The organism is Bradyrhizobium sp. CB82, from assembly GCF_029714405.1.
Classification (GTDB): domain Bacteria; phylum Pseudomonadota; class Alphaproteobacteria; order Rhizobiales; family Xanthobacteraceae; genus Bradyrhizobium.
Genome location: NZ_CP121650.1, coordinates 653,472 through 680,457, shown reverse-complemented (window position 1 = coordinate 680,457; position 26,986 = coordinate 653,472). Strand labels below are relative to the sequence as shown.

Annotated in this window: 21 protein-coding genes and 1 tRNA gene; 11 read left to right on the top strand and 11 right to left on the bottom strand. The window is 62.3% G+C overall.

All coding sequences use genetic code 11. The features are described 5' to 3' along the window. Positions 1 to 50 precede the first annotated feature (50 nt). On the top strand, positions 51 to 1,091 hold the full coding sequence (gene gtdA, locus QA640_RS03190) for a gentisate 1,2-dioxygenase (RefSeq protein ID WP_283039330.1): 1,041 nt from the start codon (positions 51 to 53) through the stop codon (positions 1,089 to 1,091). Between the two features lie 239 nt (positions 1,092 to 1,330). Here gtdA (QA640_RS03190) and QA640_RS03185 read toward each other — a convergent pair whose 3' ends face one another. The 4 genes from QA640_RS03185 to QA640_RS03170 form a co-directional block, all read right to left on the bottom strand. Beyond that, positions 1,331 to 2,158: an ABC transporter permease gene (locus QA640_RS03185; protein WP_283039329.1), complete on the bottom strand. Its 828-nt coding sequence runs from the start codon at positions 2,156 to 2,158 to the stop codon at positions 1,331 to 1,333. Then, a complete protein-coding gene (locus tag QA640_RS03180) occupies positions 2,151 to 2,924 on the bottom strand; it encodes an ABC transporter ATP-binding protein (RefSeq protein WP_283039328.1) in 774 nt (257 codons plus the stop codon). The genes QA640_RS03185 and QA640_RS03180 overlap by 8 nt, the downstream gene beginning before the upstream one ends. A gap of 283 nt (positions 2,925 to 3,207) precedes the next feature. Then, positions 3,208 to 4,212 (bottom strand): ABC transporter substrate-binding protein, encoded by a 1,005-nt coding sequence (locus tag QA640_RS03175; protein ID WP_283039327.1) that lies wholly within the window; start codon positions 4,210 to 4,212, stop codon positions 3,208 to 3,210. Positions 4,213 to 4,245: 33 nt separating this feature from the next. Further along, positions 4,246 to 5,610 (bottom strand): FAD-dependent oxidoreductase, encoded by a 1,365-nt coding sequence (locus QA640_RS03170; RefSeq protein ID WP_283043102.1) that lies wholly within the window; start codon positions 5,608 to 5,610, stop codon positions 4,246 to 4,248. Between the two features lie 271 nt (positions 5,611 to 5,881). Here QA640_RS03170 and QA640_RS03165 point away from each other — a divergent pair, with 271 nt between their 5' ends. Then, a complete protein-coding gene (locus QA640_RS03165) occupies positions 5,882 to 6,136 on the top strand; it encodes a hypothetical protein (RefSeq protein WP_283039326.1) in 255 nt (84 codons plus the stop codon). A 114-nt stretch (positions 6,137 to 6,250) separates the two neighbouring features. Here QA640_RS03165 and QA640_RS03160 read toward each other — a convergent pair whose 3' ends face one another. Further along, a complete protein-coding gene (locus QA640_RS03160) occupies positions 6,251 to 7,051 on the bottom strand; it encodes an enoyl-CoA hydratase-related protein (protein ID WP_283039325.1) in 801 nt (266 codons plus the stop codon). A 172-nt stretch (positions 7,052 to 7,223) separates the two neighbouring features. On the opposite strand from QA640_RS03160, the gene QA640_RS03155 reads away from it, so the two are divergent. Next, on the top strand, positions 7,224 to 8,198 hold the full coding sequence (locus QA640_RS03155) for a ketopantoate reductase family protein (protein WP_283039324.1): 975 nt from the start codon (positions 7,224 to 7,226) through the stop codon (positions 8,196 to 8,198). A 139-nt stretch (positions 8,199 to 8,337) separates the two neighbouring features. Here the strand turns inward: QA640_RS03155 and QA640_RS03150 are convergent, their stop codons facing one another. After that, on the bottom strand, positions 8,338 to 9,015 hold the full coding sequence (locus QA640_RS03150; RefSeq protein WP_283039323.1) for an alpha/beta family hydrolase: 678 nt from the start codon (positions 9,013 to 9,015) through the stop codon (positions 8,338 to 8,340). 145 nt (positions 9,016 to 9,160) lie between these two features. On the opposite strand from QA640_RS03150, the gene QA640_RS03145 reads away from it, so the two are divergent. Continuing rightward, complete coding sequence (locus tag QA640_RS03145) at positions 9,161 to 10,306, top strand: acyl-CoA dehydrogenase family protein (protein WP_283039322.1); 1,146 nt, start codon at positions 9,161 to 9,163, stop codon at positions 10,304 to 10,306. A 366-nt stretch (positions 10,307 to 10,672) separates the two neighbouring features. Continuing rightward, positions 10,673 to 10,885, top strand: coding sequence for a hypothetical protein (locus tag QA640_RS03140; RefSeq protein ID WP_283039321.1), 213 nt, complete (start codon positions 10,673 to 10,675; stop codon positions 10,883 to 10,885). Between the two features lie 557 nt (positions 10,886 to 11,442). On the opposite strand, the gene QA640_RS03135 is transcribed toward QA640_RS03140, so the two are convergent. After that, positions 11,443 to 12,432, bottom strand: coding sequence for a helix-turn-helix domain-containing protein (locus QA640_RS03135; protein WP_283039320.1), 990 nt, complete (start codon positions 12,430 to 12,432; stop codon positions 11,443 to 11,445). 160 nt (positions 12,433 to 12,592) lie between these two features. On the opposite strand from QA640_RS03135, the gene QA640_RS03130 reads away from it, so the two are divergent. Next, complete coding sequence (locus QA640_RS03130; protein ID WP_283039319.1) at positions 12,593 to 13,318, top strand: alpha/beta hydrolase; 726 nt, start codon at positions 12,593 to 12,595, stop codon at positions 13,316 to 13,318. Positions 13,319 to 13,516: 198 nt separating this feature from the next. After that, entirely contained in the window at positions 13,517 to 15,127 is a 1,611-nt protein-coding gene (locus QA640_RS03125; RefSeq protein WP_283039318.1) for an ABC transporter substrate-binding protein, read from the top strand. A gap of 208 nt (positions 15,128 to 15,335) precedes the next feature. Here QA640_RS03125 and QA640_RS03120 read toward each other — a convergent pair whose 3' ends face one another. Then, positions 15,336 to 16,475: an amidohydrolase/deacetylase family metallohydrolase gene (locus tag QA640_RS03120; RefSeq protein WP_283039317.1), complete on the bottom strand. Its 1,140-nt coding sequence runs from the start codon at positions 16,473 to 16,475 to the stop codon at positions 15,336 to 15,338. Positions 16,476 to 16,675: 200 nt separating this feature from the next. Beyond that, positions 16,676 to 16,743: transfer RNA gene (locus tag QA640_RS03115), tRNA-Ser, on the bottom strand. 616 nt (positions 16,744 to 17,359) lie between these two features. On the opposite strand from QA640_RS03115, the gene QA640_RS03110 reads away from it, so the two are divergent. The 4 genes from QA640_RS03110 to QA640_RS03095 all read left to right on the top strand — a co-directional run bounded on the left by QA640_RS03110 (position 17,360) and on the right by QA640_RS03095 (position 24,887). Next, positions 17,360 to 17,929: an alpha-ketoglutarate-dependent dioxygenase AlkB gene (locus QA640_RS03110; RefSeq protein WP_283039316.1), complete on the top strand. Its 570-nt coding sequence runs from the start codon at positions 17,360 to 17,362 to the stop codon at positions 17,927 to 17,929. Positions 17,930 to 18,790: 861 nt separating this feature from the next. After that, positions 18,791 to 20,017 carry an ABC transporter substrate-binding protein gene (locus tag QA640_RS03105; RefSeq protein ID WP_283039315.1) on the top strand — a complete coding sequence of 409 codons (1,227 nt, stop codon included), beginning with the start codon at positions 18,791 to 18,793 and terminating at the stop codon, positions 20,015 to 20,017. Continuing rightward, complete coding sequence (locus QA640_RS03100; RefSeq protein WP_283039314.1) at positions 20,014 to 21,567, top strand: class I adenylate-forming enzyme family protein; 1,554 nt, start codon at positions 20,014 to 20,016, stop codon at positions 21,565 to 21,567. Before QA640_RS03105 ends, QA640_RS03100 begins: the two co-directional genes overlap by 4 nt. Further along, positions 21,564 to 24,887 carry a carboxyl transferase domain-containing protein gene (locus QA640_RS03095; protein WP_283039313.1) on the top strand — a complete coding sequence of 1,108 codons (3,324 nt, stop codon included), beginning with the start codon at positions 21,564 to 21,566 and terminating at the stop codon, positions 24,885 to 24,887. Before QA640_RS03100 ends, QA640_RS03095 begins: the two co-directional genes overlap by 4 nt. Positions 24,888 to 24,981: 94 nt before the next feature. Here QA640_RS03095 and QA640_RS03090 read toward each other — a convergent pair whose 3' ends face one another. Together QA640_RS03090 and gtdA (QA640_RS03085) are read right to left on the bottom strand one after the other, a co-directional pair. Continuing rightward, on the bottom strand, positions 24,982 to 25,689 hold the full coding sequence (locus QA640_RS03090) for a fumarylacetoacetate hydrolase family protein (RefSeq protein WP_283039312.1): 708 nt from the start codon (positions 25,687 to 25,689) through the stop codon (positions 24,982 to 24,984). Beyond that, positions 25,682 to 26,758, bottom strand: coding sequence for a gentisate 1,2-dioxygenase (gene gtdA, locus QA640_RS03085; RefSeq protein ID WP_283039311.1), 1,077 nt, complete (start codon positions 26,756 to 26,758; stop codon positions 25,682 to 25,684). The genes QA640_RS03090 and gtdA (QA640_RS03085) overlap by 8 nt, the downstream gene beginning before the upstream one ends. Between the last annotated feature and the right edge of the window lie 228 nt (positions 26,759 to 26,986).

Sequence of the window (26,986 nt, the reverse complement as noted above, 5' to 3'; positions counted from 1 at the left end):
ATGGATTGTAAGTATACTGTCAATCTTACGACACCAACGGGAGGCTCGCCATGGAAGCCGTAGCGAAGACGCCGGAACGCGAGGCGTTCTACAGGAAGATCGACGGCGAAAACCTCACCGCGCTTTGGACGGTCATGAGCGATCTGATCACGCCGGAGCCAAGGAGCGCCTGCCGCCCGCATTTGTGGAAATTCGACGTCATCCGCGACTACATGACCGAGGCGGGCAAGCTGATCACCGCCAAGGAGGCTGAGCGCCGGGTGCTGATCCTGGAAAATCCGGGCCTGCGCGGACAGTCGAAGATCACGACCTCGCTCTATGCCGGCGTGCAGATGGTGGTGCCCGGCGACGTCGCGCCCGCGCATCGCCACAGTCAGTCGGCACTCCGCTTCGTGCTGGAGGGCAAGGGCGCTCACACCGCCGTTGACGGCGAGCGCACGGCGATGGAGCCCGGCGACTTCATCATTACGCCGTCGATGACCTGGCACGATCATTCCAACGAAACGGATGAGCCGATGTTCTGGCTCGACGGCCTCGACATTCCGCTGGTGCAGTTCTTCGACTGCTCCTTTGCGGAAGGCGCCAAGGAGGACCAGCAGAAGATCACCAAACCCGCCGGGGACAGCTTTGCGCGCTACGGCCACAATCTGCTGCCGGTCGACGTGAAGCGATCGTCGAAGACGTCGCCGATCTTCAGCTATCCCTATGCCTATACTCGAGAGGCACTGGAAAAAGCCAAGGCGCGCGAGGAATGGGACGCCTGCCACGGGTTGAAGCTCAGGTTCAGCAACCCTGAGACCGGCGACTACGCGATGCCGACGATCGGCACCTTCATCCAGCTCCTGCCAAAAGGTTTCAAGACCGCGCGCTATCGCTCCACCGATGCAACCGTATTCTGTACCATCGAGGGCAAGGGCCGCAGCCGCATCGGCGACCAGACGTTCGAGTGGGGCCCGCGCGATCTGTTCGTGGCACCGAGCTGGCACTGGGTCACGCACGAGGCCGACGCGGATTCCGTGCTGTTCAGCTTCTCCGACCGTCCGGTGCAGCAGAAGCTCGACCTCTTCCGCGAGGATCGCGGGAATGCGTGAGGCGAACTGGGCGCCAATCGCCACCGTTGGGTGGGTTTAGCCGAAGGCGTAACCCACCACGTCCGTCTTCGCACGGAAAGTAAAGAGGTGGGTTACGCTTCGCTAACCCACCCTACGATCTTCGCCGTGGCGCGGACCTGCATCCACATCGTCATTGCGAGCGCCGCGAAGCAATCCAGACTGTCACCGTGGAAAAGATTCTGGATTGCTTCGCTGCGCTCGCAATGACGGAGAATGCCTCACCGCCAATGCAGCAGCCGCGTCTCCAGCCAGTTGATTACCTTCCCCACTGCAAGGCCAAACGCCGACAGGATCACCACGCCCGCAAGCAGCTGATCAGTCTGCATGAGATTGCCGGCCTGGAGCACGAAGGCGCCGATGCCGAACTGGGCGCCGATCATCTCGGCGCTGACGACAAGCAGCAGCGCGACCGAGGCGGTGATGCGGAAGCCGGCGAGGATCGAGGGCAGCGCGCCCGGCCAGATCACCTTGCGCACGATGGTCGCGAACGGCACGTTGAAGCTTTGGGCCATGCGGATGAGGTTGCGCGGCACCGCATCGACGCCGCTATAGACCGAGATCGCGGTCGAGAAGAACACTCCTAACGCGATGGTCGCGATCTTCGGTTCTTCGCCGATGCCGAGCCAGAGGATCAGCAGCGGCAACAATGCGATCTTCGGAATCGGGAACAGCGCGGAGATGAAGGTGATGCCGACGCTGCGCGCCAGTCGCGACAGGCCGATGGCGAAGCCGACGGCGGTGCCGGCCGCGGTGCCCAGCAGCCAGCCGACGCCGATGCGCAAGAGCGAGGCGGAGATGTGCTGCCAGAGCGCGCCGGACACGGCGAGCTCGTAGATCGCGCGCACGATCGCCGATGGCGCCGGCAGGAACAGCGGATTGACCAGGCGAGCGCTGCCGGCGATCTGCCACAGCGCGATGACGAGGGCGAGCGCGAACCAGCCGCCAAATCGGCTGCTCGCCGGCACGAAGCCCGCGCCGCGGAAGCGGACCGGCCGCGTCGCCGCGTCCTTTACCGACGCCCCTCCTTGCGTTGCGCTATCAAGCATGCTGAACCTCGCGCTCGGCGTCGATCGCCTCGTTGCGGATCAGCGACCAGATCTGGTTCTGGAGCGCGAGCAGTTTTTCACGCGCAGCAGGCTCGCCCCGTTCGGCGCGCGTCATCGGCACCGTCACGACTTCGCGGATGCGGCCGGGCCGCCGCGACAGCACGACGATGCGGTCGGCAAGCCGCGCCGCCTCTTCGAGATTATGCGTGACATAGACCGCGCCCATGCCGCCATCGGCGAGCAGGCCGACGAAATCTTCCATCAGGAGCTCCCGGGTCTGCGAATCCAGCGCCGAGAGCGGCTCGTCCATCAAGAGGATCGCGGGCTTCACCGCAAGCGCGCGCGAAATGCCGACGCGCTGGCGCATGCCGCCGGAGAGCTGTTTGGGATAGGTCATGCGAAAATCGGTGAGGCCGGTGCGACGCAAGGCATCGTCGACCTGCGCGCGGCGCTGCGCGGACGAAAGCTGCGTGTGCAGCAGTGCGAATTCGACGTTCTCCTCCACGGTGGCCCAGGGCAGCAGGGCAAAATCCTGAAACACGAAGGTCAATGGATTGAGACTGTCCGAAGGCGGCGCGCCACGCAGCTCCGCCGCGCCCGATGACGGCAGCAACAGCCCGCCGAGGATCGACAAGAGCGTGCTCTTGCCGCAGCCCGACGGCCCGACAATCGCCACCACCTCGCCCGTGCTGACGGTGAAGGAGACGTCGTCGAGCACGGCGAGTTCGCCGAAGCGGTGGGTGATACGGTTGGCGATCAGGTCCATTCGCCGATCCTGGCTTCACCCCCCCCTGGAGGGGGAGGGTCGGTTTGCATGGCGTGAAACGCAATGCAAACCGGGGTGGGGTGACGGTCCATCCGCGATGATGCTGCCGACGCCTGCCCCTCAAATCGCAAGCGGAGGCTGGAGCGAACGACGGAGAAACCGTTCCCGCGGCTCACCCCACCCCGCTCGCAGCGGACGATGCTGCGCATCGCCGCAGCGATCGACCCTCCCCCTCCAGGGGAGGGTGGCAAATCGCTTGCCGCGAGGATTCGTGTCGTCTGCATCAGTCCGCCTTCACGTAGTCCTTCGCGATGATCGCGTCCGCGTCAAAGCCCTTGTCGGCGAAGCCCTGCTGTTGCAGCCATTTGATCTGGTTGTCGACGTTCTTCACGTCCAGCTTGCCGTCCGGATCGATATACGCGCAGTTGCCGACGACCTGCTCGACCGGCAGGTTGGTATACTTTGCGATGATCTCCAGCAGCGGCTTGGTCTTGTCGTTGATCGGCACGGTGCCGTCCTTCATCGCGGCGAGAATGACGTCGTGATATTCGCGATCGGCTTTTGCCAGCGCACCGAGCAGCTTCGTCACCAGCGCCTTGTTGGCGAGCGTCTTCGGCGAGGCGAATACAGCGCCCAATTGCCAGGGCGTCTCGTCACCGACCCAGCCCAAGAATTTCGCGCCGCCTTCGTCCATCAACTTTCGCGCGGTCGAGATCGGAAGCAGCGCGGCGTCGACGGTCTCGCCCTTCAGAGCGGCAGCCGCATTCGACAGCGATTGCAGCGGCACGATCTTCACGTCGGACAACTTGAAGCCGTATTTGTCGGCGAGCAGGCCGAGCGAATAGTGAAAGGATGATCCGACCTGCGTCACCGCGACACGCTTGCCGGCAAGATCCTTCGGCGTCTTCAGCCCGGCCGCGTAAGCGTTGTTACTGGCGAAATAGCCGATCAGGGGATAGCCGGCCTTCTCGCGGCTCATGCCGCCGATCACCTTCAGCGTGTCCTTGCCGGCGAGATTGTAGAGACCCGCGGTGAAGGCGGTGATGCCGAAATCGACGTCGCCCGAGGTGGTGGCGACCGCGATCGGCTGCGCCGCATCGAAGAACTTCAGCTCGATCGCGAGGCCGGCGTCGCCGAAATAGCTCTTGTCCTGTGCGATGAAGACGGGCGCCGAGGACGACAGCCGGAGCACACCGATCTTGGCCTTCAGCGGCTCCTCGGCCTGCGCGGCTGCAATCGTCGCCAGCGCCAACAGACCCATTACCGCGAACCGCGCAACCCAACCCATCCGGCTTCCTCCGTCGTTTCTTTACAGGGCCATTTACATCCCCTCGGGCACGGTCTGGTCCCGCCCGATGAAGGCGCCCTGTTGTTTCAACGTTTCCTGCAATTTTTCAACCGGGATGTCACGCGGGATCCGGTTGGCCGACAGCGCCAGCACTGCTGCGGAACCGGCCGCCTCCCCCATCACGAAGCAGGCGCCGGAGACGCGCGCCGCCGACTGGCCCTCATGGGTCATGGACGCGCAGCGGCCGGCGACCAGGAGATTGTCCACGCCCTCAGGCACCAGCATGCGATACGGCAATTCGTTGTAGCCGCGTGATTCCGGGATCGGCGGGAAGGTAAAGACGACGTCGCCGGGCACATGAGCCTCGATCGGCCAGCCATTGACGCCGATGGAATCCTCGAACGAGGCGCATGTGAGCACGTCCTTGCCGCTGAGCTGATAGCCACCCTTGATGCGGCGGGTCTCACGAATGCCGAGCTGCGGCGGCAGGTCGACGATGTAGGACTTCTCAAACCCCGGCACGGTGCGCAGGAATGCGAAGGCCGCGAGCGCCTGGCGACGACCATCGATTTCGCCGCGGGTGAGATCATCAGGTTCGATGCCGTTGATGGCGTGGCCGTCCTCGCGCGCCACCTGCGTGAAATTCACGCGCCATTCGATGCCGTGGCGCTGCGGCCGCACGATCGCGCTTTTTCGCGGGAAGCTGTGCGTGCCGGCGGTAAGCGCCTTCTCCATCAATTGCGGAATGGTGCGCCAGGCCTCGCCGGCCTTGTCGGGATCGATGCCATTGAGGCGGAACATCATCGACGGATACAGCGGATGGCCGTGTTCGTCGCCGATCTCGAAAGGCGCACCGGCCCAGGCCGCGAGATCGCCGTCGCCGGAGCAATCGATGAAAATCTCGCTGCGTACCGCCTGCCGTCCCGCCTTGGTCTCGACCATCAGCGCGTCGATGCGGCGCGCACCGTCCATCACGACGCCGGCGCCGAGGGCGTGGAAGAGAATATCGACCCGGTGGCTTGCAAGGAGATCGTCAGCCGCGATCTTGTAGGCGGCGGTGTCATAAGCCTGCGCAAACACCTTGCCGAGGATCAAATGCGGCTCGTTGAGGCCGTCGAGCCGATCGATCCGCGCGAGCAGCTCGGAGGCCATGCCCTGCACCAGCCGGTGGTGCTGGCCATGGACATTGCCGTGCAGGCCGCAGAAATTGGTGACGCCGGCGGCGGTGCCCATGCCGCCCAAGAAGCCGTAGCGCTCGATCAGGAGCGTTCGCCGCCCCGCCCGCGACGCCGAAGCGGCCGCAACAATGCCGGCAGGGCCGCCGCCGAGCACGACCACTTCATATTCGCCGTAGAGCGGCACCTGACGCGCAGGTTCCCGAATCGATTGTTGCTGCAAGACGATACCCGGTCGTTTGGGGCCCAGGCCGGACCATCCTGCTATCTCGACAAAGGGATCGACGATGTAAAGCCCCGTGGCGCGCCACATGACTGTTGGTCCGGTTCGGCGGAGCTGACAGAACGACCCTAAAGCACGATGAGATTAGGATGAATCGTCAGTGCGCTTTGGGTTATTGTTTGAGCATGATCTCCGCGCAAACGCGTTCCGCGTTTGTCGCGAGGGAAAGCCGCTGCACACTTTTCCGGATCATGTTCCAGGATGGTTGCCTTTGAAACGCACTCTGATTTCCCTGATCTGCCTTGCGATCTCCGCCGCTCCGGCCTCCGCAGTGGAGCAGAACTGCCGCTTCATCCAGGCCAAGGCCGACCGCGAGGCCTGCTACAAGCGACAGGAGGAAGAGCTTGCAGCGAAGCGCAAGCCCGAGCCGCCACGCCAGAGCACCGCGCTGGAATCGCTCAAGCAGATGCGACAGGACGACGACGCGGTCTACCGCAGCATGAGCGGCATCTGCCGCGGCTGCTGAGCGGCGCCTAGACCGTGATGAGGATTAAGTCCGCTCTGGCGCATCGGTGCTCACCTCTCCCCAGCGGGGAGAGGTGAACTTGCTGGCAGCAATTCCATCGGAATTTATCATGCTCTATGGGCCGCGACCCCATTTCGCCGCGCGCTTCTCGGCGAAGGAAGCCAGCCCTTCCGCCGCCTCCGCGCTCTGGCGCTTCAGCGAATGCAGGTGGATGAGGCGCGCATAGGCGGCGTCATCGATGCTCATGCCACCAAACGAGCTTTCCAGCGCGAGCCGCTTGGTCTCGGCCATCGCCTCCGGCCCGTTGGCGAGCAATTGCTCGACCACCTTCGCGCCGGCGGCGTCCAGCTCGGCGAGCGGTACCACATCATGAACGAGGCCGATGCGGCGCGCCTCTTCGGCGCCAAAACGCTCGCCGGTCAGCGCGTAGCGGCGGACCTGACGAACGCCGATGGCATCGCAGAGCTGCGGGATGATGATTGCGGCAGTCAGGCCCCAGCGCACTTCGGTGATCGAGAACAGGGCATTGTCGGCCGCGATCACGACATCGCAGGCCGCGATCACGCCGGTGCCGCCGCCGAAGCAGCCGCCCTGCACAAGGGCCACGGTCGGGATCGGCAGCGTGTTCAGCCGCTGCACGGCCTCGAAGGTCGCCCGCGAGGCAGCCACGTTCTCTCCAAGCGACTGCGGACGCACGCTGTTGATCCATTTGAGGTCGGCGCCGGCCTGAAAATGCTTGCCGTTGCCCCTGAGCACCACGACCCGCAAATTGGGTTTTCTGCCCAGATCATCGATTGCCGCGAGCACGCCTGATATCAGCGCGCCGTCATAGGCATTGTTGACCTCGGGTCGATTGAGCGTGACGGTCGCGACCCCGCGCTCGTCAAGGGTCCACAGAACAGGGCTGGCCGGCATGGGCGATCCTCTCGGCATTATTCTTTGTCGGGCCACGCACTATGACCGTGGCTGCACCCATTGATCCATCACTTTCCGCGGGGAGACGGTCGCGCCCATCGCATGGCGGCTTGTGCCATGCTGCTTACCGGCGCGAACCGAAAGATCCATCCTTGGACGGGGCAATCACATCATGCGCATTTGCATTTTCGGCGCGGGCGCGGTCGGCGGCCATCTTGCGGTGCGGCTCGCACGCGTCGGCCATGAGGTCTCCTGCGTGATGCGCGGGCCGCATTTGGAGGCGGTGCGCGCCAATGGCCTGAGGCTGCGCGTCGGCGAGGCGGAAGTTTGTGCCAAAGTCCGCGCCTCCGGCGATCCGGCCCAGCTCGGGCCGCAGGACGTCGTGATCTCTACGCTCAAGGCAACCGGCCTGCCGGGCCTCGTCACCGGCATCGCGCCATTGCTCGGCGAGACCACCGCGATCGTGTTCGCGCAGAACGGCATTCCCTGGTGGTACAATATTGGGCTACCGCCGCGGCATCCGACGCCGCCCGATCTCGCTTTTCTCGATCCCGGCGCGCGCCTGCGCAAGGCGATTGCCAAGGAGCGTATCGTCGGCGGCGTCGTGTTCTCCTCCAACGAGGTGGTCGAGCCCGGCATCGTCGAAAATCTCTCGCCGGACCGCAACCGGCTACTGGTCGGCGAATGCGACGATCGCACCAGCGAGCGGATCAACCAGCTCCGCGCGGCGCTGAACGAGGCGAAGCTCGATTCGCCGCCCATCTCCGACATCCGTGAGGCGATCTGGTCAAAGCTCCTGACCAACATGTCGCTCTCGGTGCTGTGCCTGCTCACGGGCCTGACCGCACGCGGGGTGCGCAACGACGCCGCCTTCACGGATGTCATTCCACGCCTGCTCAACGAGGCCAACGAGATCGCGCAGCACTACATCCCCGAGGTCAAGCGCGTGACGCGCAGCGGACCCGCGCCGAACCACAAGCCGTCGCTGCGTCAGGACTACGAGCTCGGCCGAGCCATGGAGATCGACGTGCTGGTGAAGGCGCCGGCCGCCTTTGCCCACGCCGCCGGCCTCTCGACCCCGTCGCTCGACCTGATCGCCGCGCTCGCAATCCAGAAGGCGCGGGACAAGGGCCTTTATACGGGATGACCGCACAACAGCATGATCCGGAAAAGTGTGAAGCGTTTTCCCTCGCGACAAACGCGGAACGCGTTTGCGCGGAGATCATGCTCAAACAATAACCTAAAAGCGCGATGACGATTCATGCCAATCTCATCGCGCTTTGGGCTCAGACGAGCTCGTTGATCCACGCTGCGAGCGTATCGAGCACCTCTTTCATCGCCTCCTCGTTGCTGCGGCCGGACTTGCGCAAGACCAGGAAGGAGTGATCGCCGCCGGCGACTTCATGCAACCTGGCCTTCGCGCCGAGTTCCGCGATCACGGGTTGGAGGTAGCTGAGATCGGCGAGCCTGTCCCGTGTTCCCTGCAGGAATAGCATGGGGATGTCGATCGCGGCGAGATGCGCCGCGCGCTCGATGGACGGCTTGTTGTCGGCATGCAGGGGAAAGCCGAGGAACGCGAGTCCGCGCACACCGGGCAGCGGCGCCTTCGACTGAGCCTGCGAGGTCATGCGCCCGCCGAACGATTTTCCGCCAGCGATCAGCGGCAGGTCAGGACATTGCCGCGCCGCCTCCTCAACCGCCATCCGCACCGCGGCATGCGCAATCGCCGGCGGGTCTGGCCGACCCTGCTTCTTCTCCATGTAGGGAAAATTATAGCGCAGCGTCGCGATGCCGCGCTCGGCCTGTCCTGCCGCGACCCTGTCCATGAACGCGTGCCGCATGTCGGCGCCCGCGCCATGGGCGAAGACATAGCAAGCGCGCGGCTTGTCCGGCATCATCAGCAGCGCGGAGACGGCGCCCACGCGCGCGATGTCGATCTTGAGCTCGGTCGTCCTGGCGGTCAAAATCGCACACCCTGCAAAAATCACAACACCCTGAAAGGCTCGAATCCGGTTGCCTTGGTAGCGTCACGGGCGCAGCCTGAAAACACAATAATTGTCGGGCTCCACCGGCGTAACCAAGACAGTCGCATCACCGACCGGAGTTTTCATGTCCTACCGCTCCTCCTGGATGACCGAAGAGCTCGAAATCTTCCGCGACCAGTTCCGGAAATTCTTGGCCAAGGATCTGGCGCCGCACGCCGAGAAGTGGCGCGCACAGAAGATGGTCGACCGCTCCGCCTGGCGCGGGCTCGGCGAGATGGGCGCGCTTCTGCCCAGCGTGCCCGAAGCCTATGGTGGCCTGGGAGCGACCTTCGCCTATGACGCCGCGGTGCTGGAGGATATCGAGAGCACGGTGCCCGAGGTCACGACCGGCGTCTCCGTGCACAGCGCCATCGTCGCGCACTACATCCTCAACTACGGCTCGGAGGAGCAGAAAACGCGCTGGCTGCCGAAGATGGCCTCGGGCGAGATGGTCGGCGCCATCGCCATGACCGAACCCGGCACCGGCTCGGACCTGCAAAACGTCAAGACCACGGCGAAGAAACAGGGCAATTGCTACGTCGTCAACGGCCAGAAGACCTTCATCACCAACGGCCAGGCCGCCGACCTCGTCATCGTCGTCGCGCGCACCGGCGAGGTCGGCGCCAAGGGCATTTCGCTGATCGTGGTCGAGGCCGCGGGCGCGAACGGCTATCGCCGCGGGCGCAACCTCGACAAGATCGGCCTGCACGCCTCCGACACTTCGGAACTCTTCTTCGACAATGTCACGGTGCCGCCGGAAAACCTGCTCGGCAAGGAAGAGGGGCAAGGGTTTGTGCAGCTGATGCAGCAACTGCCGCAGGAACGATTGGCATTGGCGGTCAGCGCCGTCGCCTCAATGGAGCGCGCGATCAAGCTCACCGCCGATTACACCAAGGAGCGCACCGCCTTCGGCAAGCCGCTGATCGAATTCCAGAACACCGCGTTCAAGCTCGCCGAGCGCAAGACCGAGGCGATGATCGCTCGCGTCTTCGTCGACTGGTGCGTCGAGCGCCTGATCGCCGGGGATCTCGATACCGTCACCGCCTCGATGGCGAAATACTGGTGCTCGGAGAAGCAGGTCGAGACCGCCGACGAATGCCTCCAGCTGTTCGGCGGCTACGGCTACATGCAGGAATACCCGATCTCGCGCATCTTCATCGATTCCCGCATCCAGAAGATCTATGGCGGCACCAACGAGATCATGAAGCTGTTGATCGCGCGGTCGCTGTAGCGCTATCGCATCCGCTGGTCCGGCATGACGTGCTCGAGGCGTCCTGCGGCGACCGGCAGGCACATTTCGCCGCCTTGTCGCTGCCTGTGCGGAACGCTCGCCAAAGGAGAGCAACGCCACGAGCACGCGTGAACGGAGCGGAATCGAACCCGACCCTGCGCGCGGTGTGATTTCGTCGGGGAACCGCTCGCGCAGATGTGCCGTTCTGGTGACAGTCCGCACAGAAAATGGGGTGCGCGCCTTTTCGCCTTATTCGATCACGTTTTTTGTGCGGAACACTCGGTCGAGCACTCGACTTGCAACCGCCGTCGAGCCGAGCAGTTATGCCGCGTCAGCCGCGGAATTGAAGGCGAAGAGGAGATCATCGTGACGAGGGTAGCCAAGCTTCTTGCAGTAACCGCCATACCGGCATTGTTGATCGCAACGTCTGGGCCGCTGCTCGCTGGTGGAGGTGGCGGTGGCGGCGGGGCGGCGGCGCCGGAGGGGGAGCTGGAGGAGGTGGCGGGGCAGGAGCCGGTGTTGGTGCCGGTGTGGGTGGCGGACATGGCGGCGGCGTGGGCGCGGGACATGGCGGCGTAGGTGGTGTCGGCCACGGCAGTTCGGCATCGGCTCCGGGGCACGCGATGCAAGCAGCGTTTACAAGCCCGCACTCGCATGGCGCCCATCACGGCGCATCAAGCCTCAGCCTAGGACACGCGATACAGTCGGCGTTTTCGGCGGTGTTTTCGAGCTCGCACTCGCATACCGGGCATCATGGTTCATCAAGCCATGCCGGGCATCCCGGCGCATCCGGCTTCAGCCCGGGACACCAGATGCAAGCGGCATCTACAAGTCCCTCCGGGCATCCGGGAGCATCGGGCTTCAGCCCAGGGCATGAAATGCAAGCGGCATCGTCAAGCCCGCCCGCCGGGCAGCCGGGAGCATCAAGCTTCAGCCCAGGACATGAGATGCAAGCGGCAGCTCCGAACCCTTGAACGGCGACGGCAGATTCGGATCGTCCACGGCGTGCGGCGAGGACCGCCACGGGGTCGCACCGTGTCATAGCCGTTGCGACCCGGTGGTCCGAAGTCGTCAGATCGGCACACGTCGGTGTCGCTTGTGGGTCCGCTTTGCCATGCGGAAGTCAGTACACGCCCCTACCGCGCCGGCTTACCGGCTGCATCGCGCGGCCGGCAACCAAAACGCTGCTTGAACCGCCGCGTGAAGTGGGAGAGGTCCGAAAAGCCCCAGTCGAACGCGATGGCGCCGATCTCGCGACCTGCCACGGCCTGATCCCGCAGATCGGCCGCGGCGCCGTCGAGACGGCGCTCCATGATGTAGTCGGAAAACGTCGTGCCGGAACGCTCGAACAGCTTGTGCACGTAGCGCTCGCTGATGCCGATGGCGCCTGCGACCGCGGCGACCGTCAGGCCCGGCTCGCGGAGCCGCTCTTGAATCGCGCGGCGCAGCGCCAGCACAGTCGCATCCGCAAAGCTCGCCGTCTCCGCCGTCTGCGCGCGCGAGCGGCGCGACAGGCTCAGCGCCACGAGGTCGAGCAGCACGCCGAACAGACGCACGCTGTCCTCTTCAGTCATCCGCAATGCGCCGGCATTCAGCGAGCGCGCCGTCTCGACGATGAGATGGCCGACATGGGGATCATCGGAGACACGCTCGGCCTCGAAATCGAAGCCTGACGGCAGCCGGTCGCGCAACGCGCGCGCTGGCACCCAGAAGGAGGCGACCTCCAGCGTCGGGCCGCAATCGTGCAGCAGCCTCACCTCGCGGTCACTGTCGCAGATGCCGACCTGGCCGCGCGACAGGCTGACGTCGCGCGTCCCCTGCAAGATGCGGCAGCGGCCGGCGAGCTTGAAGTTGAGATAGAAGCAGCTCTCGCTTGAGGCCGCGATATCGCTACGCGAGCGATGCACGATATGCTCGGGAAACACCACCCGGTTGACCGCGCCGGCGCCGAACCTGATCGTCTCCACCTTCGCCGGAAAATACGACGTCGTCGCCGATTCCGGCGTCAGGTTCATGAACGCCTGGCAGATCGCCTCGCGGTAGAAGGAAAACTGCTCCGTGGGGCGCGTCTGCGCCGTATTCCAGATGAAGTGCCGCGGCCGGCTCAAGGGATTGACCTGCTCCATAGTTCGCTCCGAGACCAATCCGGTTCAGCGCCAGCCAAGCGGACCGATCCCCGGCCGGCTCAATATGGCTGCAACAAAGACAACGACCGACGTTCAGTCGGCAGGGCTTCGGCCGGTGATTGCCGCGCCGATCTAACCATCCTTGCGGAGGAGCTACAATATGTCGACCTACGTCCTCGTCCACGGCGCCTGGCACACCGGAGCCGAGCTCGAGCCCGTCGCCGCCCCCATTCGCGCCGCCGGCCACACCGTTCATACGCCCACGATCAGGGGCAACCGGCCGGGCGACACCAAGACCACGGGGCTCAAGGAAGCGATCCAATCCATCGCCGATTATCTCGCCGAGAGCAATCTGAAGGACGTGATCCTGCTCGGCCACTCCTATGGCGGCATGGTCATCACGGGCGTCGCCGACCTCGTGCCGGAGCGGATCCGCCGGCTGATCTATTGGAATGCCTTCGTCCCCAACGACGGCGAGTCGCTCAACGATATGGTGCCGCCGCACTATCTCGGCTTGTTCGAGGCGATCGCCGCCGAGCGCGGCGACGGCTCGGTGGTGCTGCCATTCCCGATCTGGCGCGAGGCGTTCATCAACGATGCCGATCTCGAACTGGCCCAGCGCGCCTACGACATCCTCAATCCGCATCCGCTCAAGACGTTCAGCGACAAGATCGCGCTGAAGACCAACCCGGCCGAGATGCAATTGGCAAAATCCTACATCAACTGTACCGAGGATACCGCGCTGCCGCACGGCTATCCCTGGCATCCGCGGCTGTCGGAGAAGCTCGGGCTTTTCCGCCTGGTGCAGGTGCCGGGCAGCCATGAATTGTGCTTCTCGGATCCGGCGCGCCTGGCACGAGCGATCATGGAAGCGGGACGGGACTAACGCGCGCCCGTCAAAAGCGAGACGACCTTCGGCGATTTCCTGCGCCGCCGGCTTCGACGGCACAGCCCTTGCTTGGTCGCGAACGTATTCAGATCGGTGGAGGCAACCCTCCTTGTCACGTATGGCTCCCCGCCATACGCTGCCCGTCATCGGCAGCCGCCGTCCGGTTTCGTTTGCGTCAGGTCAGGAGAAAATCGAATGGTTCACGTCTCGCGCCGGAAACTGCTTCAGCTTGCGGCTGTTGCGCCGTCGGCACTTCCCGTTGCATGGACGTCGCTTGCATCTGCCGCGAGCGGAAAGAAGATCCTGACGGCGGTGATGCAATCGGACCTTCGCGTCACCGACCCCGGCTTCACGACGGCCATCATCACCCGCGACCATGGCTATATGGTCTACGATACGCTGCTCGGCATTGATTCTAGCTTCAAGGTGCGGCCGCAGATGGCCGACTGGAAGGTGTCCGACGACAAGCTGACCTACACCTTCACCCTGCGCGACGGCCTGAAGTGGCACGACGGAGCGGCGGTGACGGCGGAGGATTGCGTCGCCTCGCTGAAGCGCTGGGGCACGAGCGTCGACGGCATGGCGCGCAAGCTCATGGACTTCACGGCAGGCATCGAAGCCGCGGACGCCAGGACGATCGTCCTCAAACTGAAAGAGCCCTATGGCCTCGTGCTGGAGACGATCGCCAAGCCATCGTCGATCTGCGCCTTCATGATGCCCAAGCGGCTCGCCGAGACCCCGATCAGCAAGCAGATTCCGGAGCAGATCGGCTCCGGCCCGTTCAAGTTCGTGGCCGCCGAATTCCAGCCGGGCGTGAAAGCCGTTTACGAAAAGAACACCGACTACGTGCCGCGCAAGGAGCCGGCCGAATGGACATCGGGCGGCAAGGTGGTCAAGGTCGACCGTGTCGAGTGGCTGACGATGCCGGACGCGCAGACCGCGCTCAACGCGCTGCAATCCGGCGATGTCGATTTCGTTGAAACGCCGCCGTTCGACCTGCTGCCCACGCTCGAGTCCAATCCGGACATCAACGTGACAATCCTGAACAAATTCGGCTTCCAATCGTTCGGCCGGATGAACTTCCTGCATCCGCCGTTCGACAATGTGAAGATCCGCCGCGCCGCGCTGCTCGCGATCAACCAGAAGGACGTGCTCGACGCGCAGATCGGCAATCCCAAATATTACAAGCTCTGCGGCGCATTCTTCATCTGCGATACGCCGCTGGCCAGCGACGACGGCGGCGAGACCCTGATCAACGGCAACGGCATGGCGGACGCCAAGAAGGCGTTGGCCGAGTCCGGCTATGACGGCACGCCAGTGGTGATACTGGCACCGACTGACCAGATCCTGCTGAAGGCGCAGCCGGTCATGGTCGCCCAGCTTCTGCGCGAGGCCGGCTTCAAGGTCGATCTCCAGGCGATGGACTGGCAGACCGTGGTCACGCGTCGAGCCAACCAGAAGTCGCCGAAGGAAGGCGGCTGGAACATGTTCTTCACCTACCAGGGCGCCGCCGACTCGATGAACCCGCTCGTCAATGGCGCGATGGTCGGCAAGGGCAAGGAGGGCGGTTGGTTCGGCTGGTCCGAGGACCCCAAGCTCGAGCAACTGCGCGACGCCTTTGCCCGCGCCACCTCACCGGAAGAGCAAAAGAAGATTGCACTCGACGTGCAGAAGGAAGCCTACGATCAGGTGATCTACGTCCCGCTCGGCCAGTTCCAGGCGCCGAGCGCTTGGCGCAAATCGCTCACCGGCGTGATCGACGGCCCGGCGACGCCGATGTTCTGGAACGTGGACAAGAATGAGTAGAGATCGGCGGCGCATCCGCAGTTGAGCTGCGGGTCGCTCGCCCCGCTCGCAGGGCCGAGGCGAGCTTTGCTCGCTCTGTGAGCGTTAGTGTGAGGGGGAACCTCCGCGCGGACGGTGACAGAGAGACACGCGGAGACTCCCCTCACCCAGAATCCGCGTTCTCAGCGCGCATTCCGACGTCTCCCCGGCCAACGGAGCGAGATTCCGGCTACTTCGGATGCCACCAGCGACCGCCGATGACGACGCCCTCGGATACGATCTTGCGATTTCCGATCAGGTGCTCGCCGACGACGTCGACATAGTCGAACTGTCCCTCCCGAATCGTGATCAGCGTGGCGTCGCCGACGCTGCCGGGCTTGAGGCTGCCGAGCTCGGGGCGACGCAGTGCCATCGCGGCGTTGACGGTCGAGGCCGCGATCACGTCCGGCAGCGACATCCCCATGCACAAAAACTTCGACATGGTCGTCACCTGGTCGAAGGCCGGGCCGTCGATGCAGAGCAAGTGGATGTCGGAAGAGATGGTGTCCGGATAAAAGCCGTTCGCCAGCATCGCGCGCGCGGTCTTGAAGGCGAACGAGCCCTTGCCGTGGCCGATGTCGAACAGCACGCCGCGCTCGCGTGCTTCCAGCACCACTTTCTTGACCGTGCCTTGCGCGGTCGCTGGCGTGTTGGGGAACGGCCGGAAGGCGTGGGTGAGCACGTCACCCGGGCGCAGCCGCGCGAGCACCTCTTCATAGCTCGGCGGCGGATGATCGATATGCGCCATCAGCGGCATGCCGACCTCCTCGGCCACTTCGAGCGCGATATCGAGCGGCACGATCCCCGACGTGCCGGACGCATGCAGGCCGACGCGCACCTTGATGCCGACGATGAGGTCGCGGTTGGCGTCCGCCACCTTGGCGGCATCGATGGGGTTCATCAGCCGCAGCTCCTCGCTCTCGCCGACCATCACCTTGTGCGAGAAGCCGAAGATGCCGGCATGCGAGACGTGCAAATAGGCGAGGATGCGGACCTGGCTCGGCTCGATCACATGCTTGCGGAAACCGGCGAAATTGCCGGGGCCGGCGCTGCCGGTGTCCACCGCCGTAGTGACGCCGGAGAGACGGCAGAATTCCTCGGCATCGATGCCGAGCGAGGTGCCACCCCAATAGACGTGAGTGTGCAAATCGATCAGGCCAGGCGTCACGATATAGCGCGAGACGTCGCGCACATCGGTCCCAGGATCCGCCTTGAGGGAGCTGCCGATCGCCGCGACCTTGCCGCCCGCAAACGCGACATCCGTCACCGCGTCGAGCTTCTGCGAGGGGTCGACGACCCGGCCGCCGCGCAGGATCAAGTCAAAAGGCATCGTCATCTCCGGGTGTGTCGGTGGGGCAGGCCTCCTGCGGGCGCAGGGCGGGCCGGAAGGGGTGCTCCGGTCGCTGTAGCAATTTTTGCGCCGGTGGCGCAAAACCGCATCGCAGTGTGAATCCCTGCGCGCTCAAACGCAGCGATCAAGCCCGAAGAGGCGCGTCACGTCCGAGCGAGCGCGAACCGGAAGAGAGAGCATGGCGATCCCGGGATGACTCGAACATCCGACCTACGGTTTAGGAAACCGTTCCACCGCTTGTAAAATCAATGCCTTAAGGGCCACATGTTGCAGATCTGTTGCGTAGCGACCGGAAAACGTCTCCGCAACTGCGCTCAAGGGCAATCCGCATCGCCCTTGAGCGTGGCACGGAAGCTTCAGCCTAGACGAAACGCCCCGAACCGGGCTTCATGATGCCGCCGGTTCCCTGTAGTTCGGGTCGACCTGGCAAAGATCAGACGAATTGTATGCGTGCGTCGCCGCCTGCTTTGCGTCACGAGCGACTTGCCCGACGTGCAGGCGCTGGTGGAGTCGCCCCTGTCGCGCGTTGTCGCGGTCGATGCAATCGATGCGAAAGTTGCGGAATAGAGGGGCGGCACCGGCTGCCCTAATTTGGATGCAGCCTTCTCAGCCTCGCCGCGGCAATCTTGCGGACTTCCCAGCAGATCGGAAACACCACCTCTTGCCAGGTTTGCGGCTTTACGTCGGGAAGGCCGCGAACCCATTCTCCCTTGCGCCACCCATCACCGATCTTCTCGAAGAAGCCCTCTCCGGCGTGAGCGTGCGCGTGAAAGGTGCGTGGGTGACAGCTCTCGCATATTACCTCCCGCGTCATAGATGAGTCGCACCAGCCGCTTTGAGGTTCCATGACGGAAATACGAGAAATGACGCAACTGGGTTTGTTCACTGATCCAAACGCGGGGCCGGCCGGTCTTCGTCATCAGGACAATTTTATCGACGGCGTCGCCGAGGAAGCGCTGATCGGCCGCATCGCAGCATTGCCACTCCAACGCTTCCAGTTCGGCGCTTTCAAGGGCAACCGGCGCGTGGCGTGGTTCGGCTATCAATACGACTATTCGCAGCAACGGCTGACCGCGGCCGAGCCGATCCCAGACCGGGTCGCGCCCATTGCGCGGCAAGCCGAGGCGTGGGCCGGCCTCTCGGAGGGCAGTGTGCAGCAGGTCCTGTGCACCGAGTATGACGAAAGCGTCGGCATCGGTTGGCATCGGGACAAGCCGCATTTCGACAAGGTCCTCGGACTGTCACTCGGCTCGTCCTGCAAATTCCGCTTCCGACGCAGCTGCGGCGATACGTGGCAGCGCTACACGCTCGAGGCGCGACCGCGTTCGCTCTACCTCATGGACGGTGAGTCGCGATCACAATGGGAGCACAGCATTCCACCGGTCGAGGCGCGCCGCTATTCCATCACCTTCCGGACGATGAAGCGGCCCTGACCAGGCAAAACGAGAAAACAACCGCATGCAAAGTAGGCGCCCATCGACCGCGGCTCAATCAATGACGCTGAGCGCGCGTCATGATCCACCCTAGGAGGTTCAACTAGTGAGGGGCGATAGGGCCCTCCTACAAAATGGACCCCAAGACGGCGCCCCTTTTCGCGCGTCGGCGTTTGGTTGGCGTTGCCCGGCAGCTTCGGCAGCGGCACGGCGTCGTTCTTGCCAGTCACGGAGTATGACCGGCCCTGCGAAGAATGCGCGCCCCCCGGCACCAGATACATCCGCATGAATCTCGAAACCTCGGCATCGCCGCCCATCGCAGCAAGCACGCGGTCGTGATAGTTGACGTTGCCGGCCGGCGGAATCGCATCATCCGCAAGGCCGCTCCACACAATCACCTTGCGGCCGAGATCGCGCGGTTTGGCGTCGTTGGGCCTGATGCCATCGCTGGGGTCATGGTCCCTTCCGAGGTCGCACAGCGCCTCATGATGATGTCCGGGGCGGACGCCTCAACGTCTGCAGCGGGGTACGGTCAAGTCGTGCCACAGCCAACTCGCCGTCGCTCCGGCCTCAAAACCAATGCCCTCGGCGTGTGGAGCCCGCTTGCGAAGCAGTGCCGTGAGCGCCCCGGAGTCGGACTTGGCCTTTCCCTCGAACAAGACCTGACCTACCTCGTCGACCACACATACTGACGTTTCTTTCTGCGAGACATCCAGCCCAACATGGGCTTGCCCGAACCATTACCCGCCGCATTGCTCAACGGATGTTCACCCTGCGAACGTTCGAGAAATTCCATTGGCGTTCACGGACGCGTCAAGTGCCAATGAGGATCAAGAAGGAAGATAATAATGGAGGAGGGACATGCCCACGCTTATCGGACGACGACATTTCATTGGCGGCGCGCTCGCATCTTCAGTGCCGCGCGCGGCGAAGTCGGCGACGCCTCGCATCAAACTCGGCGTATTGACGGACGCCGCCGGGTCTTACGCAGATATAGCTGGCCCGGGTTCGTTCGCCGCGGTTCAGCTCGCGGCTGCGGATTTTCGCGCGGTTAGGCCGGATATACCGGTTGATGTCGTGATGGGCGACTTTCAACTGAAGCCCGATCTTGCCGTCTCAATCGTGCGATCATGGTTTGATGAGCAAGGGATCGATGCGGTGCTTGACGTTCCTTCCTCGTCTGCGGCGTTGGCCATTTCCCATCTTGTGCGCTCCAAAGACAAGGTTGCGCTATTCTCGGGTGCTATCACGACGGAGCTGACCGGCGCGAGTTGCAGTCCGAACCACGTTCATTGGATGTATGACAGCTATTCGATCGCGTCTGGCGCAGCTCACGCGCTCCTCAGCGAAGGTGGAGATAAATGGTTTTTCATCGCGGCCGACAATGCGATGGGGTCAGCACTTACACGCGATGCCAGCAACAGGGTTCGGGACGAGGGGGGATCGGTTCTCGGTGTTGTGAGACATCCGGCAACCGGAGCATCCGACTTCAGCAGTTTCATTCTCCAGGCCCAGACAAGCGGCGCGAACGTGCTGGCATTAGCTACCGCAGGAAACGAACTGGTCACCCTCGTCAAGCAGGTCGCAGAATTTGGTCTCCGCCAATCGGGACTAAAAATCGCGGCTTTCGGGGCTGAGTTTCCGCTCGTGGCAACGCTCGGTTCGGATTGCGACGGCCTTTACGTCACCTATAATTTTTATGCGAATCGAAACGAGCAGAGCCAGCTATTCGCACGCCGTCTCGCGCAGTCAACGGGCAAGCCGTTCTGTTCCTCCTTACATGCGAGCGCTTACTCGGCAGCGTGGCACTATCTGAAAACGGTAGCAAGCATGGGTCCGGACGCCGCCAAGACAAGCGGGGCCGGGACGGTCGCTCGAATGAAAGCAATCCCTACAGAAGATCCGGTTTTAGGATCTGGAGAAATCAGGACCGATGGCCGGAAGTTGAATCCTATGTTCCTTTTGAAGGGAAAGGCAAGGAACGACGTCCAGTACCCGGGGGATCTTCTCTCCGTCGTTCGTGAAATTCCTCCCGAAGCTGCCTTTCTTGCCATTTCACCGTCCTGCAAAATGGAGTCCGTCCGATGATTGGGCTCTCTGCACCCACGAGCCCGTACAGCTGTCCTTTGATGTGGGACAATATTCTGACTAGATCGGCGCAGCTCGATCCCGATGCGGCGGCGCTAGTGGCTAATGATACAGTTTACAGCTACGGGGTTCTGGACCGCACATCGTCTCAGCTCGCGGGTTGGGTCGCCGCTCAGGGTGCGCGATCGCGCGTAGCGGTTATTCTCCCGAACAGCTTTGAATGGATGGTCTGTGCGTTCGCTATCTCGAAATCGGGCGCGGCGCTCGTTCCTCTGAATCCAACGTACACAGACCGCGAACTCTCGTACATTTTGGTCGACGCCAGCGTCGAGCTCATATTCTGCCGCTCAAGCCATCTGGAGCGCCTCAAAGCCCTGCAGGCCGACGTTCCGACGCTTCGTCACGTTGAAGTCATCGACAGCGCTCGAGACTTAGGCAATCTTCTCGAAGGCCTCCCCGACGCGGCAACCGAGCGCCGGAGAGATTGGAATTCTAGCCAGAGCATTCTTTACACGAGCGGAACCACCGGTCGGCCGAAGGGTGCGGTTGTCTCGCACCGGGCCCGCGTCGTCAGCAGCGTCTCGTGCCAACTGGATCTCGGCTTCACCAAGCAAACGCGCTTAAATTGTCCTCTCCCGCTTTTTCACAGCGGTGCGCAAGCGCTATTTATGACAACGCTCGTGGCTGCGGGGGGCACCCTCATACTCCCGCGAGATGCCTCCCCGGGGGCAGCGCTGGAAGCAATCCGTGAACATGGCGCCAACGTACTTGCCGCCGTTCCGACGATCGCCGCGCGGTATCTCGAATCGAATATCTTTATCGATTCCACAAAATCGCTGCCTCTGGAGCTGGTTCACGGCGGAGCCAGTATGCCTGGTCAGGTCGCGGAACGATTCTTGAACGAACTTAAAACCTGGTCATTGGCCGAGGTCTATGGAGCAACAGAGGCTCCGCAGCTTACCGTTCTGAATGGCGAGGAATACCGTAGAAATCCAACGTTCACTGGCAGGCCATTGTCCGGTTGCGACGTGAGAGTTGTCGACGCCGACGGCAACGAGGTTGCTGTGGGGCAGACCGGACGAGTAGTGAGCGCTGGCCCGCACCTTTTTGACGGATACCTGAACGAGCCGGAAAAGACGGCGCAAGTCCTGAAAGATGGCGTTTTCGATACCGGCGATATCGGACTCCGCGAGCCCCGCGGCTATATTTCGATCGTCGGCAGGACGACTGACGTGATCATCTCCGGTGGATTGAACGTCTACTCGCGCGAGATCGAGGAGCTGTTACATATCCATCCCAAGGTTCGCGACGCATCCGTATTTGCCGTGCCGGATCAGAAATGGGGCGAAGCGATCGGCGTTGCCATCGTGTGCCAACCGAGTGAAACGTTGACGAGCGAAGATGTCGTGCAGTTCTGTCTTCAAAACCTCGCGCCGTACAAGAAGCCGCGCCACGTTTGGTTTGTCGATGAATTTCCACTTACTCCTTCGGGAAAAGTCAAGAAAGTGGAGCTTCGAGAGCGCTTGGTCGTCGGGAGACCGCCGGAGTGAAAAAGCCGTCAGTGACTAGATTGCTCATCGCCAATCGCGGTGAGATCGCTATACGAATCGCACGTGCAGCAGCTGCGCTGGATATCCACACGACGAGCGTGTTTTCAGAGGACGACCGCTTGTCCCTTCACGTGTGCCGGACAGATGGTTCGTTTGCACTTCGGGGCCGAGGAACTACAGCTTATCTTGACATCGGTCAACTGATCGCTGCCGCTACTGAGGCTGGGTGCGATGCTATTCATCCCGGTTACGGGTTTCTTAGTGAGAGCGAGGAGTTCGCACGACGCTGCGATGAAAACGGCCTGACTTTTGTCGGTCCTTCTCCCGAACATCTTGCGGTGTTCGGCAACAAGATGCGCGCCCGCACCCTTGCAAGCAAATGTCGCGTACCGGTACCAAAAGGCACGACAGGCGCCTTGACCCTAGATGATGCCCGCGCCTTCTACGCATCCTTGGGTCCGCAAGGAGCGATGATGATCAAGGCCGTGGCCGGCGGTGGTGGCCGCGGCATGCGCCCAGTCCTCACGCAAGATGCCCTTGCGGACGCCTTCGAACGATGTCGTTCGGAGGCGAAGGCCACATTCGGATTAGGCGAACTCTATGCGGAGGAACTTGTCAGCCGAGCGCGACACATCGAGGTACAGATTGTTGCCGATAGAGCTGGCAGTGTCCTTGAGGTTGGCGACAGGGATTGTACGCTGCAGCGCCGCAGGCAGAAGCTGATCGAAATCGCGCCCAGCCCAGCGCTCGACGCAAGCGTACGCGAAAAGTTGGGGCAGGCAGCGCTCTCGATTGCGCGGGCCGTCGGCTATCGAAATCTAGGTACATTCGAATTCCTGGTCAGGCATGACGCGGCACAAGATCCGGAAAATGGCTTTGTCTTTCTTGAGGTCAATCCAAGAATTCAAGTCGAGCACACGGTTACGGAAGAAGCCTTTGGCATTGATCTCGTCAAGACTCAGCTGCGCATTGCTAGAGGTGAAACTCTCGGCGAGATCGGCCTAAACCAGCGTTCGATACGTCCCAAAGGTTTCGCCATTCAGCTGCGAATCAACATGGAGGCGGTGGATGCCGCGGGCAACACGATTCCGTCGTTAGGCGCCTTGCAGGCCTTCGACGTTCCATCAGGCCCCGGTGTTCGGGTCGACACAGCGGGATATAGCGGCTTTTCGCCGACGAGCAATTTCGATTCGCTGCTTGCAAAGCTCATCGTTCACTCGCAGTCCGAACGTTTCTCCGCGGCGGCTGCGCTGGCCGAACGAACCTTACGCGAATTCCGTGTCGAAGGCATTGACAACAATATCGGGCTGCTTCACGCACTTCTGACGCAGCCGGAAGTCGTGGCGTGGCAAGTCGATACTGGATTCGTCGAGACGTTCTTGAAGCGCAACGGTCCGGTTGCCACAGTCGAGCGCCCCCTGCTTTTTCCCGCGAACGCTTCCGAGCCGGCGAACGGCGCAGTCCGGCGTGATCGATCCGAAATCACACCGGACGGTTTTGAGCCGATCAGAGCGGCGACACGCGGATCCATCGTGTCGATCTCTATACAAGAGGGCGATCGCGTGAGCCCGGGTCAGGCTGTGGCGGTCATATCCGCGATGAAGATGGAGTTTGTCGAAGCCGCATCAGTGGCAGGAGTCGTTCGCAGAATTGCCGTATCGATCAATGACGTCGTGGAGGCTGGGGATATCATTGCCATGCTCGAGCCTGCTGAGATTGAGCACGACGCCGGTGGAACCGAGAGAGAACTGAACCTTGAGCTTGATCGTCCTGAACTGGAAGCCTTGACGGCGCGACGTGCGTTGACTTTCGATGCTGCAAGGCAAAGCGCGGTGGACGCCCGGCACAGGAGCGGCCATAGGACGGCTCGCGAGAATATCGCCGACTTGTGTGACAATGGTAGCTTTGTCGAATATGGAGGACTTACGATCGCGGCTCAGAGAGCACGCAGGCCGGTTGAAGAGCTTATAAAATCCACGCCAGCTGATGGGCTGATTTCAGGTATCGGGTCGGTGAATGGCGCTCTTTTCTCCGAAGATGCCACCCAGTGCGGGATCCTGGCGTATGACTACACTGTCCTCGCGGGGACACAGGGACACACAGGTCACCTGAAGACCGAGCGTATCATGAAGGTTGCTGAAAGCGGCCGACTGCCTGTCATCCTGTTTGCGGAGGGTGGAGGAGGCCGTCCGGGCGATACCGATCGCGCTTACGCCGCCGGCCTTGATATGGAAACGTTTTCGGTTTTTGCGCGATCGAGTGCCTGGATACCCAGGATCGGGGTCGTGTCAGGACGGTGCTTTGCCGGCAACGCCGCCATGCTGGGATGCTGCGACGTAATCATCGCAACTCGCGACGCGTCGATCGGCATGGGTGGACCGGCGATGATCGAAGGAGCGGGTCTCGGCGAAGTCCTACCCGACGATGTCGGTCCGGTTAGTGTGATGGCACCGAACGGCGTCGTGGATGTCGTTGTGGAAGACGACCAAGCGGCCGTCCTTGTAGCAAAGAGATACCTTTCGTTCTTTCAAGGCGCGTTGCGCGAGTGGTCATGCAATGACCAGAACGCCCTGCGCAACATGATACCGCAGAATCGACTTCGCGGATATGATATGCGCGCCATCGTAACTTGCTTCGCCGATGTCGATTCGGTGTTGGAGCTTCGTCAGTCATTTGGACAATCCGTAATCACGGCGTTCGCTCGCATCGAGGGTCGACCGATCGGAATCATCGCAAGCAATCCACTCCGTGAAGGTGGCGCGATAGATTCGTCGGCCGCCGACAAAGCAGCCCGATTTATGCAGCTTTGTGATGCTTTCGACCTGCCAATAGTGGCGCTTTGCGACACGCCAGGTTTTATGGTTGGTCCGGCCTCCGAGCGAGATGGGGCAGTCCGCCATGTCAGCCGGTTGTTCGTAACGGCTTCGACGTTAAGCGTGCCTTATTTCTGCATCGTGACGCGGAAGTGCTATGGCCTGGGGGGGATGGCGATCGCAGCGGGAAGTCTGCACGCCCCGATGGTTACCGTGTCCTGGCCTACCGGTGAATTCGGCTCCATGGGAATCGAGGGAGCGGTCCGACTGGGCTTTCGTCGGGAACTCGAGAGGATTGCGGATCCGGAAGAGCGAGAACGAGAATACAAGGCACGCGTAGCGAGGGCCTATGAGGATGGCAGTGCATTGAACGTCGCATCATTCTTCGAGGTTGACGACGTGATCGATCCAGCTCAGTCGCGGCGATGGATCGTATCAGGCCTTCGCGCTACGGCGAAGCGAGAGCGGCGCACGGCCAAGCGGCGCCAATTTGTTGATACCTGGTGACGGAATCAACGGCGCAGTCTTCTGTAATCTAGGCCAAACGCGAGACGCTGGCGCGTTCGGCGTCCAAGGCAGCGCGTAAGCAACCTTTCCTCGGCTACTCCACGGAAATCCTTATATTGGCCAGCCCTTCGATCCCTGCTGTCATGACTTCCCCACGCTGCACGGGACCTACCCCTTCCGGAGTACCCGTCATGATGATGTCGCCGGGCTTCAGCGCCATGGAGCGTGAGCAGATCGAGATGATGTCCGGCACCGGCCAGATGAGCTTGGAGATGTCGGAGTCTTGTTTGATGGAGCCGTCGATCGCAAGCCAGATACGCCCGTCCTTCGGATGTCCCACTTCCGACACTGGCCGCAGCGGCGCAATCGGGGCCGAGTGGTCGAAGCCCTTTCCCCAGTCCCAGGGCCGGCCTTGCTCGCGCGCCTGAAGCTGCAGATCGCGCCGGGTCAAATCAATCCCGACGCCGTACCCCCAAACATGATCGAGTGCGCTGTCAACCGGGATATTGGTTCCGGCTTTTCCGATTGCGACGATCAACTCAATCTCGTAGTGAAAGTTCTTCGTCTCCGGTGGATAAGGAACAGTCGCCCCATCATCCACGACCGTATCTGCCGGTTTCATGAAAAAGAATGGCGGTTCGCGATCAGGATCCCGGCCCATCTCGCGGGCATGCGCAGCATAATTGCGGCCAACGCAGATGATGCGACGCACCGGAAAACGCCTTTTTGAATTGTGGACTGCCACCGAAGCGAGTTTTGGAGGCGGCAGGACGAAATCGGTGTGGGGAAGGATATCAGACATTGCCTCGGTCCTCACGAAAGAGATGCAGGGCTTCCTGAATCGGCCGGTCGGAGTAGGAGAAGATCACGGCGTCCCCCTCAATCGCCTCGTGGCGGACACGATGCCAGGATGGCACCACGAAGATGTCCCGCTTGCTCCAGTCGACCACGATGTCCTCACCGGATCGAGACGAAATCACGCTGCGACCTTTGCCCTCGATCGGCACGAAGACGGTCGCATCCGTCGAGCGATACGCCGCTGTTCCAAAACCCTTTGGCAGGAGCTGGATGAATGTAGCCATGGTCGCCATGGCATGATTGCCGGTGATCGGATTGGTATATCGCATCTTGAGGCCGTGGCACGCGTCCCAGGCGCTCGAGCGCCGCAACTGCTCAAGCACCTCGCGGGTCCGTCCATACGGATAGTTGAACACAGGCGACGTGCCACCGCCGCCTTGGTGGTCCACGGGAAGCAAGTTGTGACCATAGCGAGCGTCGCTGTCGCCGACCGGTCGGATGATAGGTTGTTCGTCAACGTCGAGATGTTCGGCAAACGATGCGTCCAGCATCTGCAAGACTGGGATGTCGAGACCATCTAGCCAGAAGATCGGGTTTGCGCTCGGATTTCCATGATCGTGCCAGGCCCAAGGAGGCGTAATGATGAAGTCGCCCTCGTGCATAATGGTGCGCTCGCCGTTCACCGCGGTGTAGGCGCCCTCGCCCTCAAGGATGAACCGCAGCGCCGACTGAGTGTGGCGGTGAGCCGGCGCCACCTCACCCGGCATGACCAGTTGTACGCCCGCGTAGAGATCCGTGGTGATCTTGGACTGCCCGCGGAGGCCGGGATTCTCGAGAACAAGAACTCTCCGTTCCGCTTCCCTGGCGGTGATAAGATCTCCCGCCTCGAGCATACATTTTCTGATATCGTCGAAGCGCCAAGACGCGGGTCGACAAGCACTCCTCGGTTCGGGAGTTACAAGGTCGGCGAGCGATAACCATAGCGCCGCAAGATTCTTCTTGTCGATCTTATCGTAGAAGGCTCGGCGCTGCGGTGTATCGGCCGCCGGAGCGATGATGGAATCGTGGGGCAATATCTGTCTCCGTTTTGATTCAGGACAAGGACCGCTGGCGGCGGAGCGTTGCGAGAGTCGGCTCGATCATGGCGATTAGCTTGTAAACGCGGGAACGGAATAACATCGTCGTTGCAGCGCCACTGATATCTTCGCATTGAACGGTGTTATCGCGAATTCCATCAAGACTGGTGATGGATTAGACAGGGCATTTTCGTCGCAGATGAAAACGACAAAATGGGAGTGATT

Bases quoted from the DNA above. Each gene is read 5' to 3' on its own strand.
- QA640_RS03110 (WP_283039316.1), top strand. From the start codon at position 17,360: ATGACGCAACTGGGTTTGTTCACTGATCCAAACGCGGGGCCGGCCGGT.
- QA640_RS03145 (WP_283039322.1), top strand. From the start codon at position 9,161: ATGTCCTACCGCTCCTCCTGGATGACCGAAGAGCTCGAAATCTTCCGC.
- gtdA (WP_283039330.1), top strand. From the start codon at position 51: ATGGAAGCCGTAGCGAAGACGCCGGAACGCGAGGCGTTCTACAGGAAG.
- QA640_RS03100 (WP_283039314.1), top strand. From the start codon at position 20,014: ATGATTGGGCTCTCTGCACCCACGAGCCCGTACAGCTGTCCTTTGATG.
- QA640_RS03155 (WP_283039324.1), top strand. From the start codon at position 7,224: ATGCGCATTTGCATTTTCGGCGCGGGCGCGGTCGGCGGCCATCTTGCG.
- QA640_RS03180 (WP_283039328.1), bottom strand. From the start codon at position 2,924: ATGGACCTGATCGCCAACCGTATCACCCACCGCTTCGGCGAACTCGCC.
- QA640_RS03175 (WP_283039327.1), bottom strand. From the start codon at position 4,212: ATGGGTTGGGTTGCGCGGTTCGCGGTAATGGGTCTGTTGGCGCTGGCG.
- QA640_RS03185 (WP_283039329.1), bottom strand. From the start codon at position 2,158: ATGCTTGATAGCGCAACGCAAGGAGGGGCGTCGGTAAAGGACGCGGCG.
- QA640_RS03125 (WP_283039318.1), top strand. From the start codon at position 13,517: ATGGTTCACGTCTCGCGCCGGAAACTGCTTCAGCTTGCGGCTGTTGCG.
- QA640_RS03130 (WP_283039319.1), top strand. From the start codon at position 12,593: ATGTCGACCTACGTCCTCGTCCACGGCGCCTGGCACACCGGAGCCGAG.
- QA640_RS03160 (WP_283039325.1), bottom strand. From the start codon at position 7,051: ATGCCGGCCAGCCCTGTTCTGTGGACCCTTGACGAGCGCGGGGTCGCG.
- QA640_RS03120 (WP_283039317.1), bottom strand. From the start codon at position 16,475: ATGCCTTTTGACTTGATCCTGCGCGGCGGCCGGGTCGTCGACCCCTCG.
- QA640_RS03135 (WP_283039320.1), bottom strand. From the start codon at position 12,432: ATGGAGCAGGTCAATCCCTTGAGCCGGCCGCGGCACTTCATCTGGAAT.
- QA640_RS03105 (WP_283039315.1), top strand. From the start codon at position 18,791: ATGCCCACGCTTATCGGACGACGACATTTCATTGGCGGCGCGCTCGCA.
- QA640_RS03090 (WP_283039312.1), bottom strand. From the start codon at position 25,689: ATGTCTGATATCCTTCCCCACACCGATTTCGTCCTGCCGCCTCCAAAA.